This window comes from Mycoplasma sp. AC1221, from assembly GCF_054353815.1.
The window spans coordinates 23,153-40,011 of sequence record NZ_JBTHHH010000007.1; the positions used below are offsets into that span (position 1 = coordinate 23,153).

Consider the following 16,859-nt stretch of genomic DNA (forward strand, 5'->3'; position numbering starts at 1 on the left):
ATAACAAAAGATAGAATTATTACAGGAGGAAAAATGAAAGTATTTAAATCTGAATACATCTTTATAGATAAATCATTTAATGATAAATCAGAAGTATTCAATTTCATCGCAAATAAAGCAAATGAACTTTCAATTTCAGATTCTGTTGAAAAAACTTTTGCTGCATTACAGCAGCGAGAAAAAGAGTTTTCAACAGGAATGGAAAAAGGATTTGCAATCCCTCATTGTCAATCTGAAAGTATTTTGCAACCTGCTTTGTTTTTCATTAAATCAAAGACACCAATTTCATGAGATACCTTAGATAAAAGTGATGTACATAATATGTTTGTGATTTTGATTCCAAACGAAAATAAAAATAACTTACATATGCATACTTTAGCTAAGGTTTCTACTATTTTACTTGATTTACAAACAACCGAAGAACTACAAACAAGTAATGATGTCAGCCGAATATACAATATCATCGATTCGTATTTAGAAAATAAAGATTTAGCAACTACAGCATCAAAACAGGGCAAAAAAGTAATCGGAATTACATCTTGTGCAGTCGGTATTGCTCATACATATTTATCAGCAGAAACACTACATAATAAGTTAAGTGAATTAGGATATCAACCTAAAATAGAAACACGAGGATCAGTCGGAATTCAAAATCAACTTACACAGCAAGACATCAAAGATGCAGAATTTGTAATTATTGCTTCAGATGTTAAAATTCCTTTAGAAGATTTTGATGGTAAAAAAGTATATGTAACATCAACAAAAGAGGCAATTCACAATCCAGATATTGTTATACAAAAAGCATCGCTGGCACAAATCTATCATAATGAAAATAAGGTAGAAAAAAGTAAAGATGATACCAAACAAGGAGTTTTAAAGCATATTATCAAAGGGATATCATATATGATTCCGTATGTTATATTTGGTGGTATTATGATAGCGATTTCCTTAGGATTAGGTAAAGCTATTTATGGAAATAATACATCTGCTCCAAAAGGAGATTTCCTATGATGGCTGCTTGAAATCGGGGTTGTTTCATTTACCTTGATGATTGGTGCATTAGGTGGATATATAGCATATTCAATTGCAGGACGAGCTGCAATTATGCCTGGTTTTGTAGTATCGTTTATTGCTAATAAAAATGATTTATTCTTTAGCATAGGTGGAATTTCAGCAGCAACCCCGATGGGGTTTGTCGGAAGTATTCTGTTTGGATTATTAATAGGTTATACTGTTAAGTGGATAGCTAATTTAAAAATTCAAAAATCCATTTCTGCTATTATACCTATGTTTGTAATACCGATCGGAGTAACTTTATTTTACTCTATGCTGGTAATTTTTGTCATAGGCGCTCCAATAGGTTATGTGATGGATCGCTTTATTGAAGCTTTAAAACATATCTTTACAAAAGATTCTAACATCGGAATATGAATTGCATTGTTGCTTGGTATTTTATTAGGAGGAATGGCTGGTTTTGATATGGGTGGTCCGATAAATAAGGTTGCATTTTTATCATCATCTGCACTTGTAACACAAAGTATATTTGAACCTATGGGTATGGTAGGTGCTGCAATTCCTGTTGCTCCACTTGGAATGGGTTTTGCTACCTTGATTTTTAGAAAGAAATTTAGCAATAATGAAAAATCACTGGGTGCATCAGCTATTTTGATGGGATTTATTGGTATTTCAGAAGGGGCTATTCCATTTGCTGTTGCTGATCCAAAAAGAGTTATTACAGCAAATGTAATTGGTTCAGCAGTAGCAGGGGGAATTGCAGGTGCTTTATCAGTGACTAATGCAGCAGCGCATGGTGGACCAATTGTAGCAATTTTAGGTGCAGTAGGTTCGAATGTACACGGAACTGGACTTGGTATTCTATTTTATTTTATTGCTATTATCATCGGAACTACTATTACAGCATTAATTTATGGTTTTTGAAAAGACAAGGAAATTAACAAGGATTCTAAGTTTGCAGCAGCAATAGCAAAAATAAATTTCTGAAAGAAAGGTAAAAATGCTAAAAACTAAGTTTTTAAAATATAAAGATTGAATAATCCTATATACTATTATTTTTGTTGCAGTAGTCTTGCTAATTGTAGGTATCACTTTAACTGCTCTCGGAGCACCAGAATATAAAATATTTGTTGCTAATGCAATTACAAAAGGAAAAAGTGTTATAAACATTTCACAATTTATCTATGGGATATTCTTGTTAGTTCTATCAGGATTATTACTTATTTTATTAGCATTATTTGCTAACTCTGCTTTTAATAAGAAATTAAGAAACAATGAATAAAATTATCTTTTTAAAACCTTATTTTAAACAAACATTATGAGCTAATAATAATATTAAACAAATGTATCGTTTGGATTTTAATGCTGGTGAAGCGTGATTGATATCAGCAATCAAAGATTGTGAATCTGTAGTTGCACATACAAAGCAAACCTTAAATGAATTTATCAAAAGTCATTCAGAATTTTTCGGTTTAACAAAAAAGCAAGCTCAATCATTTATATATCCGAATTTAACTAAGTTTTTGGATGCGAGGCATCCATTAAGTATCCAAGTACACCCTGATGATAACTACGCAAAAGCATTTGGTTCATTAGGTAAAAATGAGTGTTGGTATGTTTTAAAAAACAATCATCAGCCCTTTATTTTAGGGACGAATACAGATCAAAAAGAAAAGATATCTAAATCAATTAATTCTTCGGATATTGAACAATATTTAAATAAAGTGGGTTTGCAAATCGGTGATTTTGTTTTTATTCAAGCAGGATTAGTCCATGGAATCCCATCTGAAACAATGGTATATGAATTACAACAATCTAGTGATATTACATATCGGCTTTATGATTACCAAAGAGTCGATGAGAACGGAAAAATGCGACAAATACATAGCGATCAATCACTAGAAACGATGAAATTGGAACTTCAACCAAAAATTCAAAAATACCAAAAAAACGCCTTATATAATGCGGCAAACTTTAATTTATCGGTATATGATTTAAATAATGAAGAGATAAAGATCAAAAACAAAGCAAAGCATTGTTTGGAAATAGTTGTTTATTCAGGTATTGGTTTTATTAATGATGTTACTATAAGAGCAGGGGATGTTTTACTTGTTAGTTATGCTTTAAAAGATGTATTAATAAAAGGTTCTATGAAAATATTTATTAATGTGTTATAAAAACCTATCCATAAAGATAGGTTTTTTTAAGTTTCTCAGTTAATTGTGGTTGGGTCAGTTGGATTTGGATTGATTTTAGTTCGTTTGATTTTTCCATCTTGTACATGGATTACTCGATCTGCAATTGCTTCAATTGCAGGGTTATGAGTAACCATAACTATGGTAGTTCCATATTTTTTATTAATGTTAAATAAATATGACAGCACAATTCCTGTAGTTTTTTCATCCAAAGCAGCAGTAGGTTCATCAGCAAAAATAATAGCTGAATTTTTTGCTAAGGCACGTAAAATTGATATCCGTTGTTGTTGTCCACCCGACATCTGTGATGGGTATTTATTCATAACTGATTCCATATCAAATTCTTTAAATAATTCGTTGATATCAAGTTTTTTATCTGGATCTTTTTGTAAATAAGCACCAGTTTGCACATTATCATAACCTGATAGGTTTTGAAGTAAGTTGTAGTTTTGGAAGATAAAACTTACATTTTTTCTTCGAAATAAAGTAAGTTTCAAATCGCTTAAATAAGGTAGGTTTTCATCACAAACTATCACATCTCCACGAGAAGGTCGATCGAGTCCGCTGATTAAGTTTAGCAAGGTAGACTTACCGCCACCAGACTTACCAAAAATCATTATAAATTCACCTTTTTTGATGTTTAATGAAACATTTTTAAGTACACGGGTTACTTTATAACCAGATAAATAATATTTTGAAACATTACGAACTTCGATGATATTATCTTCAGTGTTTTTTAAATCAAAATGTTCGTCCCTAGGGCGTTTTTTATTTGCAGCAATTTTTAAAATTCGAGCAATTTTACGATCTACAATCATTTCCTTAGAATCAGATTCAGCATCTAGGATTTCAAAAACATTTTTACGGTTTATTTTAACATCAGAAACTTTTTTAGAAATTGTTGCAGGTTCTTTGGGTTCTTGCATAATTTCTTGAGTTTTTTCTTCAGATTCAATGATTAACTGTGTTTTTGGTTCTTGATCATTGTTTTGCTGATTTGGTTGTTTTTGTTTCATTATTTACCTTTCAATAAGTCAATTGCCTTAATTTTATTAATGTTGTATCAAGATAGAATTGCTGTGATTAAGAATACACCAAATATGATGGAAGCTGTGAAAATAAAGTTTAACGGACTGATAGATAAAGGGATAGCAATAGCAGCACCAGTAGTAAGGAAGTTAGCAAAGAATACCATTAATCCATAAGCAAAAGGAAGTGAAATAATAATAGAAATAATAATAAATGGGATATAGATACCAAAGAACATTTTAAGTTTTTCCTTGTTATTGTATCCTAAAATAGATCAAATTGCGATGTTCTTCTCATTTTCGTTAATTAGTATGGTTGAAATAATAATAAGAATTATTATCGAAATTAAGAAACTAAGGATGGTAATAATTGTGACAATGATTTGTACAGTTCTTGAAATTCCTTGTGTGAAAGAAATTTCAATTTGTTTTGAATCAAGTCCAGTAGCAACAGGGATAAAGAGTTGGTTATCAAATTCTTTAGCAAACTTTTCAATTTGTATGTCTGCTAAATTACGTTGTTTTTGATAAAACTCTTGTAAAGGTGTATCCTTAGGATTATAATCTGGATCTAAGAATTTGGCTATATCTAAGTCACTATATCCCATCGCAGCCATTGCTCCATCAGCAGGAGAGTTCTTAACTGTGTTTTTTGAACCGAAAATTCCATCGAATAAGTCTTTTTTGTCTTTTTCTGTTATAGATTTAATAGAAAAAGAAGCAATCGATCCAGAGTAACCTGAAACAGAGTATAGGTTAGCAGATCAAATAAGTTGAATTGGTAGTGGATTAGTTGAAAGAATACCATTAAATTTGTATGCATCATCATTTTGACCATTAAATTCTTTATCGACAAGTGAATCTAAACCAATCAGCATATCAGCAGCTTTCTTAGGGATAATGAATTCATCTTTGATATAAGTTTGATTGATTGCTTTAACAACAAAGTGATATTTATGTGGTGTTATAACTGGTTTTCCTAAAACTTTATTAATACGATTTTGGTAGCGATAGACAAGGTTTTTAGGTTCTAAATTAAGAATTGAACCAATTGCTAAATGGTACTTACGTGCCGAAACCTCGTTTATAACAAGCGGGATATCTTTATTCAAATCAAAATTATTGTTAGCAAAGTCATTATTGATTTCTGTTAATAAGTTTTGATCACCGTTTTTAATAGCAATTTCCTTAGAGTTAGGACGATATCCATATAGACGTATTTTTTCACCATTAGGTAGTTGGCTATCGACATAGGTATATGTTTCATCATATCTAGGATCAAGGTAAACTCCATTAAAAACGATGTCAAAATCATATATCCCTTGTTTTGCTAGTTGTTCATAACCATTTACCAAGAAAGCACGATATTCATCGCGGAAATATGTGGTTTTAATGACATTGTGATTATATTTACCATCATCATCGCTTCAGTTCATTACAAAGAATTTTCCATCGATGATGTTATCTACGCTCGGAACATATAAAAAGAAGTTATTTAAACCAAGTTGATGTGCTTTTTCGAAATCAACATTATTTGTTTGTTTGCCGTTTTCAACTTTGAAAGGGAGTCCTTTTTGTGTTTTAGTAAGTGCATAACCAATTTGATCACGACTTTGGATAATTCTGGATTTTTGTACATCAGGCAAGGATTGAAATACAACACTGAATGGATCAATAGAAATTGACGAATCAATTTTGATATTAATTGAAAACTGAGTAATAAGATGTGGATCTTTGAATGTAGGTTCTCCGTTTTTATTTTGCACATTAATAGCAGTTGAATAACCATTTTTAAAGTAATCTGCTTGATATGCATTAAGTTCTGTTGCTCGACCAATTGGAACATAAAGTGAGTTCTTTACATCTTCTGGATTTAAAATCTTTAATGAACCCCCTTCAGTAGTTGGTGTTGTTAAGTCTATTTTATAGTTATATTTGCGGTTTTCGTATGTTTTATCAATTGTTTTATTGAAGATTCCAAAAGTTGCAAAACCAAATGAAGTAGTAATAGATGCTAAAATAACTGATATTCCAAAGGAAGCAAGTTTTCAAAAACTGTTAAATATAAGCGATGCACCAAATTTAGTTTTAACACTACGGTTTTTAAATACTTTAATATATTTTTGATAACTTTCACCAGTGCTTACATCAACAATTCCGGACATTAAGTCAATTGATTTATATCTTAGCGACCTTAATGAGACAACGATGATTAAAATGGACATTGCAAGCAGCGGCACTATAATATTAACTAAAAAAGAAATAATAGAGAAATTAAGTGTTTCTATCGGAACAGTTCAATAATTATCAAGGATTTTTATTGCAAGTGATTGCATCGAAAATCCAGTGATATACCCAAGCAAGTTTCCGGTAAAAATAGTAAAGAAAGCAAAGGTTGTCATTGAAAGTGAAATTTGAAGTGGTGTATATCCTTGTGCAACCAAAATTCCAATAACTTTGTTTTTGTTTGCGATATATCTTTTGATAATAAATGTAACTGAAATGGTTACTAAGAAAACCAAAATTGCTAGAATAACATTTGAAACATAACTAAGGGTGGTGATAATAGTTTGAACTGAAGAAATACGGATGCTACGCTCCGGGTTAATCGGGTCTAATTCATTATATAAATATGTTCTTTGTAACTTCGATGTGTCATCAATTTTACTTTGTACATATTTTTCAATAATGTTCTTAAGTTGTTCATTGGTATATTTAGAAGTGTTTTTAACTGTTAAATATTCTTTAACTAAACTACCACGATAAGCTTGATGAATGCGATCGAATCCTTTGTTATTTACATAAACAATAGCTTGAGATTTAGTATCTACTTGTAAGTTGTTTTCATCTAAGACAGGATAAAAGTAATCAAAAGAGATGTCATCACCTATAATTAAGTATTTCGAACCATTTACATTAATTTTATATTTTTCAGGTAAACTGTCGATTAATTGTAGCATCTCAATCGGATTAACTGGTAATTCACCATCATAAATTTCTTTATGATTATGCAACATATATGCATAATTTACTTTTGCTAAATATGAAGCAGATTGGTTAAATACAAGAATGTTGTCAATTTTATTAAACCCAGTTAGTGAGTTAAGTAGGTTAAAGAAAACATCACCAAGGTTAATATCAAAAAACTTGTATTCGCTTGGATTTTCAGTTACTGCATTAAGGATGTTCACGAAGAAATCATTATCAATAGAAATTTCCCATACAAAGTCATTTTCAATAGAAGGTACACTACCACCGATAACTTCTGATTGTGAATTATTTGCATCACCACTTTCTTCATTTTTATTTTTTACCACTAATGGAATACCTAATAATGAATTAATAAATTCATAAGTGTTTTCTTTACCAGAACTAAGAAGTTGTTCAAAGTCGATAATCTTATTAATTAAAAAGTATCCAACATTTGAATCATTTTCAGATGGTTTTCCGATGTTGTTTTTATCAGTTAGTAATCAAATAAGTGCTTGTGGATGTTTTCGGATTAATATTTTATTGGTAATAAGCGGTGGTATCCCGATTTGATCGAGAAATTGTAGATTTGATGAATATTGGTTAAAAAAGTTGTTAATTAAATAATAATGTTTAATAATATCATCGGTAATAACTTTATTAACAAAAACGTCCTGCATAGTAGTAAATAATGTATTATATTTTAATTTGATTCCATCATATTCCGTGATTTCTTTATCAAATGGTGCATATTGTTCTTCTGAAGCAATATATGAAAAAAGTTTTGTGATTTCATATGCATATGTACTTAAGAAGTTTTCAAATTCAGGATTTTGGTCAACAATATTTTGTAAATCTTTGTTAGAATATTTACCATTTTTATCTTTTGCAAAGAAAAGTCTTTGCATTTGTTTTGGATTTGCAAGCGAACGAGTAATACCAAATTTTGTATGTTCAGAACCAACTATATTCTGAGTTGAAGGCAGAAAAAGTTCAAAACTATTAAAAGAATCAATAGTGTCTTTTTGATTTGCTAGTGCTAGCAAGTCATTAGCAAATTTTTGTTTTTGCTGTAAACTACCATTGATTTTTGGATTAAATAATTCTCATCATACTTTTAAAAGTGGAAGAATATCAATAAGGTAGTTATAATCTTTATAATTCAAAGTTAAAAGTTTTGAAATAACACTATATGAAATAGTTAGAAAAACATTTGAATCTAAATTAGGTTCTTGATTAATATATGCATTAGCAAGTTTGAAAAAAGAATGTAATGAATCAGATTTTTTGCTTGTTTGTTCTCCAAAAGTGTCAAAGAAGTAACGTCAAATTTGGACGATGTTATTAATTTTCTCCTTATTTCAAACTTGATTTTTATTAGTTAATCCAAGATATTTATATGCAAGAGACAAAATATTACTTGGTATTTTTTGTCAATCGATACTGTTTAATTGCGAGATGTTTTCAATTAAGGTGCTTAAGTTTGGTGTGCTTGCAGTTGGTTGAGTTGATGTATTTTCTGTAGCTTGTGAATTGGTAGGTGAGCTAACATTACCTTGTAATAAATCTAATAAATCAAAAAAATCTAATTTATCATCATCTTTTGCAGGTATAGTAATATATTGACTATCACCTATTTCAACACTCTGTCCTTTAAATGAAAGATTTAACATCTTAGCTAGTGCAGTCTTGATGACACGATCGGAACCTGGAACATTAAATCATGCTTTTAATGTGGCATAAGTTAAATCACTATTAGTTAAATATGAAAGTGCTTGATATTCTTTTAGTTTAATAACATTCTTTTGAATATCTAATTCTGATCGCTCTGTTTCAAAATGAGAAATTTTTAGGTTTTCTTCTAATGTTTTGATAAACACATCTGTATCAAATGCACGAATAAAGAATTTAATCCCGTTTAAAAATCTTGTATAGTCTTTGGATTTTCCGTCATCAGAAAGAAAAATAATATCAGTGAGTTTTTTAACGAGGTTTGTACTTTGTCCTAATATCGAAGTGAAAATATTATTTTTTTCTCCGATATTAAGAATAAGTTGCGGGTTGATTGTATCGAGAAGAGAAATTAAAGCAGTTTTAAATTGATTTGAATCAATTGATTTTAAAAGTGCAATAATAATATCAAAAATACTTAGTTTGTGTTTACCATCTTTGCTGTGTGTATCAGGGAATGCAGGATTTTTGATAGTTTTGTTATATGAAGTTTCAAAGAAATTTTGAATAATATCGGTAAACTTTTTAAAATCAATAGTCTTAATTATATTGATAAATGCTTTAATAGTAGCTTTTATATCATTTGAAAAATCGATAAATACATCTAAATCAAAAGTGTTTTTTATATCTTTACCTGTAATTAAATAAATAAAATTAAAAAGTTTTTTAATTTCTGTTTTAATAAATTCTTTTGGTGTTTGGTGGTTTTGTTCTGCTTTTTCGATTAAAGAATAAATTTTTTCAAAGATATCAACGAATAACTTTTTAGCAAAATCACCATTTGGATCGTGTGACATATAATACAATCCGTCTAATACAAGTTTTGGCAAAATATTAAGGTTAATTAATCCACTAGAGAAGATAGAAGCAAAATCGTTTTTATCAAATGTATATGTTGCTGCTTGAACAATAGAATATATAGTTTCTTTTTGAATAAAACCTTGAGTAACTAAGTCAGTGTTTAATAAAGCTTGTTCAATACGTTCAACACCAAGTTTCAGTGATTTTTCAGCAAATGCTTGGTTTAAGACATCTGTTTGCGGAGCCCTGTATCCAAAAGGGATATAAACAGTATTAGAAAATTGATCAGATTTTTCTACATATGAAGAAGTATTCAATTTAACCTGAACGGTAAGATTGTTTGTAGTTAGATAATTTAATATTTTATCAATTGGGACCTTGCCATTAACAAAACCAGGTATTTCTACATTGATTCAATTTAAAATCTTTTTATTGGAATTATAAACAGGTTTAGTTAAATAAAAATCATTTTGATTCAATCATACAAAACCTAAATTAATAAATTGGTTATATTGATCATCTCTTAAATCATCGCGACCTTGATAACGTGTTAGATGGTAAATTTTTTGATTTTCAATATTATGAATATCACCATTTAGCGAGTTAACGATTTCTAATGGAGCATATTCGCGATCTATATGAATATATTTGTCAATGGGTTCGACATTAAATCTGAGTTGAACAATAATTTTAAAAGCAATAAAAGGATTTACTTCTTTTGTTTTAAAAAAAGAAGAAATTTCATTATTTGAATTATCACCTTTAATATTTAAAATCTGTGTTGGTCTACTTTGCTCATTAACTAATTTGTCAATGTTATTAGCAATACCATTAATTTCTTGATTCCTATCACCTAAATTAACAAAATGAAAAACATTTTTTCCACTATCTTTTTCATCAAAAGAATCAACTGTTATGCTTTGACGAATCCCGATATCAGAAGCAGGAACATATTTTTGTATTTGATTATATATTTCGTGCTTAACAATATCTAAAGCCCCGTTTTTTATAATATTGAAACGATCCCCTAAAATATTTTTGTTAATTAATTCATTAAAATTAGTTTCACCAATAATTTGGTTTTCAATTTGAGCAATGGTTTTTGGTTTGTCAAGAATAAAAAGAATTTTTTTAAAAGGTGTAGGTTGATATTCATCAGGAGCTAATGAAAGTTTACTATGGTTTATTTCATCTAAGGAAACAGCAGGATTGTTACTTCTAATTAAAACCTTTTGTCCTAGTTTAACATCATTTTGTGAATCAACAAAAGGGATGTTATAAATAAGAATTTCCTTTTCTCAAAAACTAAAGTGTTTTAAGTAACTTGGAACTTCTCCATTATTTTGTTGGATTTGATTTTCTAAAAAGGTTCGATATGATCCAGTTCACTTTGATTGATTTTCTTTATCGTATGTAATTTCATATTCTTTACGTAAGAAAAACGATTCAATACGTCGGATTTTGGCTCATTTATTCGGAATAAGATAATCAGCATTTTTGGTAAATTCAAATTTTTCTTTTTTTGATACAGCAAAAGATGGAGAAGAAAATAAATCTGAGTAATTAAGGTTAGCCTTTATTTCTTTACTTATATATTTTGTAATATCATCATCTTTATTATGTGTATATAGTGTAGGTTTATTTGAACCGTCAATAATATATACATACGGATTATTCCCTAAAGGTACCAAACCAAGCAACTTTGCCAACTCATTATTTTCAACCTTAACAACTGCATCAGTTAATTCTCATTGTTTTCCTTTAACAAAATCAAAGGTGGCCTCATGTGTATCAGCATTAATATATAAAGCAGATAATTGTGAAAAATATATATTATTTTGATTTTCAGAGTTAATAAATGCAATATCAGAAAACTTGTATTGTTTATCAAGGTGAAATTTATCAAAAATATGTAGTTCTTTTGTAACAACACTTTGAGAAAAACTACCATCATCATTTTTTTGGTAAAGATTAATCAAATAATTCTTTTTAAAATGCATCTTCTTTTGTGGTTTTGTATAATCTAAATCCAAAAATTCTGAATCATCTGATGCTGAATATGTATTGTAAAGAGTAGAGAAATCATTTTTGAGAATATATTTATGCTTATCACTTTTGTCATTAAAGAAGTTTGAAATATTTATATAACGATCAGTTATTTCGTTAAAATCGATGATTTTCTTATTTGAAAATGCATCGTCTGAGACATAACGAATTCCTTTGTCATAACCTGCACCACCAGTAAATTTGGTTTCACCATTGATATAATATCCATCATTAAATGCTTGTCCAGAAGCAGGAAGGTTATAATCAACAGTTAAATCGTGTGCAACAGAGATTTTTTTATAGTTATTAAATTGAGTTCGCATCGCTTTTGATGTATCATATAATACAGTAAAAATACCAGATGTTAAAAATATAAGAATACTTAAACCAATAACAATGGCTTTGTTTTTAAATAGCGATCGAAAAACTTCTTTAAATAAGTTTCACATATTTCTCCTACCTTATTATATAAACTAAAACAATATAATAGTTTAATACAAAGTATTAAACAATTATATAATATTTTTAACAATATATTAGTTTATTTTTTCACTACGATAAAGCAGGATTTGTAAGAAAAAAACGGAAAGTAAAACAAAAAGTTGCAATTTAATCTACAACTTTTTGTTTTACTTTTTATCTTGATAAAGATTAGTGAAACTTTGTGGATATAAATATGCCATTTTTGAAACAACTTCTTTAAATGATTGTGGGTTCATATCATCTCCGCTTGCACCTCAGTATTGGTATTCTTGGGTATCAAAAATAGAGAAATTACTTGATGTTCATCTACTGCCTTTAGCATCCAATCCAACAATTTTACCTTTCGAATCATAAACACCACTACCAGATGAACCATTAAATCAATCGTAATCTTTCACTTGTCCTCATATCGCAGGACGCTGTGTGTTATAATTTGAAACAAAATAACTTGTTTTTATTGGATTATTTCCAATAAGATATTCGCGGTATCTTAAACCAGGTGCAGAATCTGCATTACCATTTGCTCGGTTTTTTGGAAGGGTAGCCATATAAAAGTTTAAGTTATCGAACGAAGAAACATATAATGATAATGTTGAAAAATCGATTGGTTTAAGGTTTTGAAAATCTAGAAAATGCTTGATAGCAGCTTTTTCCTGTGTAGTTAATTTTTTGTTATCGTGTGTATAAGTATCTAAGTTTTGATAATTAAAATGTTTGAAAATAGGAGCAAAATCAACTATTGCAATAATTGTATCAACATTTGCATTGTTATTTTTGTTATGATCACTAGCATTTGGATCTTTGCGATCAACTACTTCACCATCGGTGTTTTTAAATTCATCATAATCATTTGCAACATTAGCAGAAAGATCTAAGAAGATTTTGTATGTAATACCTGCTTCATTTTCAGGGATTTTAAAACTATAAATATTACCAGTTGGATTAATATCACCTGTAAGTTTTGTATCGTGATAAAAATCTTCGTTATTGGTTGAATTTATTTGTGTATATACAGGTTGATATCTATCAACCGAGTTAGGATTAACAGGACGATTCATTAAAGTTGGTGCAATAAGTTTTGCATCATGCACGGTAATGATTTTTGCACCAGAAGCATCGGTAGAAACTTTATATAAATCCTTATTTATATCAGATGTATTTGTATGTCATACGTGATAATTAACAAATGCATAAAATCTATAGTCATCTTTTTTGTCGCTTACTTTACCAATGATGTTTCAGGTTCCATCAGCTTGATGGTTGATGCTAAAAACTCTGCTTCTAGCTTCCTGGATAGGTGCTACATTATCTTCTTGATATAATCTTTTGCTTCGTTCGTTTCCTTTCGGTGAATCTTGTAAGAAGTTTGTAGTTGGTTCTCCATGATCTGTTGAATCAGCAAGCACCTTAACATCATATTTATCGATGTAACCTTCTGATGATGTTAAAATAGAGTTTTTATCAATTTGATGTTTTTGTTTAAATGTTATTTTAGGTGTGCTATCAGTTATGCTTTGAATTCAATTAACAAAAACATCGAAACGGTTTATAAATGCAGAGCGACTGTTTGAGTGATTGTGCATTGATAAGATGTTATTAAATTTAGTTCCGTTTTTAGTTTTTAAAACAAGTTTGAGTATGTTGTTTTCAAAGTGTAAAGCAAATGTTACATTGTTTTTAATTTTAGCAAATAATACTTGCTGCAAGGACTTTTTGCCTGAAACATAATCAAACATAAAATCAACATTTGATACATGTTTATGTTCTTTAATATTTTTTAAGGAAACAGGAACAATAACCTTAGAACGAATATCTGAAACTTCATTAATATCACGATATGCAGCAGTATTCATATCTAATTCAAAAACCAATCAGATGATAACATCTTCATCAGGTACTCCGTTTGTATTGATTTCACTAAGATCTTGGGTAAATGATGCAGATGTCTTATCTTCATTGATTTTGAACAATGAGTTTTCAAGGTAATTACGAGTTTTAAATCAATGAATATTTTGTTGTTGATTATTTTTATATAAAACAAATTTTGTTTCGCTCTTACTTTCCTTAGTATTTGGATATCTATGGATAAAATTATAGAAGTTATTATTATAGTCTAGCAAAGTGTTGAAGTTTTGTGGAGTAAAACTTATTTTGGTGTTTTTGTTAGCTTTCTTGCTTTCAGCAACTAAATCAGATTTGCTAATAGTTTCGGCATTTTTTAATGTTCCTGTACTTGTATCGCTTCCACCTGATAATTGGTTTTTTAAGTCAATGCTTTGATTTCAGTTGAAAATGTATGAAAAAGCAATGTTTTTAGATGCTAAATCTTTTCTTTTTAAAAAGTTTACATTACTACCCGAATTAACAACATCGAGATATTTAAGTTTATATTTAATTTGCTCTTGAAAACCAGATAAAGAGAATTTATGCAATTGATTAAAAGGGATATAAATTTTCTTAGTTGCTGGTATAGAGTTACCAGCATCAAAATTTTCGTCTGCATTTAAAATTTCACTTTGACCACCACCAAAAATATCAAGTGTACTTGAACTATCTGTTGATTTCTTTTCGGTATATACTTGTTTTTCAACATCAAAAGTAAATACAAAAACTTTATCTGAAAGAATCTTTACTTGATCTGATGTTCAATTAAATGCAGCACTACCAAAAATTTCTTTGCTACTTTCGTTTTTATAAACAGTCAAACTAGTTAAATCAAGTGAATTAAAAGCACCTTCTGGTAAACTAAATTTATATTTTTTTTGTAAACTAAAAGGAACTTTATAAGAATTATTAAAGGTTGCTTCGGTAATAACATATTGATTTTGATAATTGCTTAATAAATTACTTTGAAAAGTTCAATTACCTGAATTTTTGGTTAAATCAATATATTTACTCCATTTATTGTGTTGGTCAAAACTTTTAACTAAAACTTTTGCAGTAGTGATGCTTGCATCATTAAAAGTTATTGTAATGGTTGAATTATTTTCAGAAATACTTGAAATATCTGTTGTTTTTGTCGAATCAATATGTAATGTTAATTCGACATCATTAGATGTACTTTTAGCAGTTGGTGAAGCTAGATAGTTAAAATATGTACTTCAGTTATCTTTGCTATTTAAACTGCTTTGTTCTAATTCAGAAAAGTTAGTAGAATTATGAATATTTAACTCACTACTTTGGATAGCATCTGCATTTTGTAAATCATATGCATTTCCATAATCGCTAATTTGGGCTTGAATTTGTGGAGTTGTATCTTTTGATGCTTCTGCTTCTTCTTGTCCAGCAGAAAGGGTATAACCAGGATTTTGTGAACTTTGTGAATTGTCTGGTTCACTTGGTTTATTTACAGGTTTATTTTCATTATCCTGGTTATTTTGTCCGCTGTTATTTGTTTTACTTGAATCAACTAAAGTTTTAAAACTAAGGTTTAATGAACCATCAGCAACTTTAAGTGATGTATTGTCATATTGAATTTCTGTGATTTTGTAATTTGTATCTGAACTTAAACCACTTAAACTAACAATAGCAGTATCTAGATTATTAGTATCAAGTTGCTTAGAGATTGTAAAATTATCAGAAGGATTTAACGAAATAGATAATTTATTTATATTAAAATCTGAAATATTATTTAATTTAATTTTTAAGGTTGCAGATGTCGAAGTTATGTTTTGTGTCGAAATGTTATTAATAGATATGGTGGGTTCATTTTCTTTTTGTGGATTTTGGTTGGAGTTATGTTGCTCTGGTTCAAGGGTTTTGAAAGTAAAATCATTACTATTATTATAAGTTGATTTTATTGAGACATTATCATATTTTATATCTGAAATGGTATATTGGGTGTTTTGATTCAATCCACTAATATGCACGATAACCGAATTTGGATCGCTGCTATCTATTTGTTTGCTAAATGATGCTCCATCAGATGGATTTATGGATACATCAAACTTGTCAACTTCAATATTAGGAACATTTGATAATTTAACAGCAATATCTACAGAATTTTTTGTAATATTCAGATGACTTATATTGACGATGTTAGCATCAGTTTTTGATTCTTTAGGTTTACCATCACTTGGATTTTTATCAGATGGAGTTTGATCATTATTATTTGTATTAAGTGTTTTAAAACTTAATTGTGACTTATTTATACCATTAATATAAGATATATTATTTATAGATATATCGGTAATTTGATAAGAAAAATTACTTTTCAAATGATTTAATTGCACACTAATGGTATTTAAAGTTACATTGTTTTTAAAAGAAACATTTGTTATATCATTCAAAGTTAATTTAAATTTAGTTAAATCAAGATTTTTTGATAAATGATTAAACTTAATATTAATTTTAACTGAATCAGAAGATAAATTTGAATAACTTATATCTACTACTTTAGCGTTTTCAGTTGTAGTTTGATTAGAACAAGCAACTGCGATTGAAAAAGATGAAGCAAGTAAGATAGAAGAAAAAAATTTCATTTTCTTTTTCATAAAAACTCCTTTATATCTTTATTCTACTACTTTTTATAGTAATATTTCAAGTATTTGATTGTAATATTTTACCAAAAAATAATTTGTAATATAATATT

Annotated in this window: 6 protein-coding genes; 3 read left to right on the plus strand and 3 right to left on the minus strand. The window is 28.7% G+C overall.

The window, feature by feature from the left end:
* Positions 1-33: 33 nt before the first annotated feature.
* From ACXYRK_RS01750 to ACXYRK_RS01760, 3 genes are read left to right on the plus strand one after another with little or no spacing between them, the layout of a single operon-like run.
* On the plus strand, positions 34-2,028 hold the full coding sequence (locus tag ACXYRK_RS01750) for a PTS fructose transporter subunit IIABC (protein WP_458615222.1): 1,995 nt from the start codon (positions 34-36) through the stop codon (positions 2,026-2,028).
* On the plus strand, positions 2,015-2,296 hold the full coding sequence (locus ACXYRK_RS01755; protein ID WP_458597859.1) for a hypothetical protein: 282 nt from the start codon (positions 2,015-2,017) through the stop codon (positions 2,294-2,296). The genes ACXYRK_RS01750 and ACXYRK_RS01755 overlap by 14 nt, the downstream gene beginning before the upstream one ends.
* The gene (locus ACXYRK_RS01760) at positions 2,289-3,191 is read left to right on the plus strand and encodes a type I phosphomannose isomerase catalytic subunit (protein ID WP_458615221.1); all 903 of its coding nucleotides are present in this window, start codon (positions 2,289-2,291) and stop codon (positions 3,189-3,191) included. The genes ACXYRK_RS01755 and ACXYRK_RS01760 overlap by 8 nt, the downstream gene beginning before the upstream one ends.
* 26 nt (positions 3,192-3,217) lie before the next feature.
* On the opposite strand, the gene ACXYRK_RS01765 is transcribed toward ACXYRK_RS01760, so the two are convergent.
* From ACXYRK_RS01765 to ACXYRK_RS01775, 3 genes are all read right to left on the minus strand, one after another.
* Positions 3,218-4,225 carry an ABC transporter ATP-binding protein gene (locus tag ACXYRK_RS01765; RefSeq protein WP_458617789.1) on the minus strand — a complete coding sequence of 336 codons (1,008 nt, stop codon included), beginning with the start codon at positions 4,223-4,225 and terminating at the stop codon, positions 3,218-3,220.
* Complete coding sequence (locus ACXYRK_RS01770) at positions 4,225-12,234, minus strand: ABC transporter permease (protein ID WP_458617791.1); 8,010 nt, start codon at positions 12,232-12,234, stop codon at positions 4,225-4,227. The genes ACXYRK_RS01765 and ACXYRK_RS01770 overlap by 1 nt, the downstream gene beginning before the upstream one ends.
* A 180-nt stretch (positions 12,235-12,414) precedes the next feature.
* The gene (locus ACXYRK_RS01775) at positions 12,415-16,761 is read right to left on the minus strand and encodes a hypothetical protein (RefSeq protein ID WP_458617793.1); all 4,347 of its coding nucleotides are present in this window, start codon (positions 16,759-16,761) and stop codon (positions 12,415-12,417) included.
* Between the last annotated feature and the right edge of the window lie 98 nt (positions 16,762-16,859).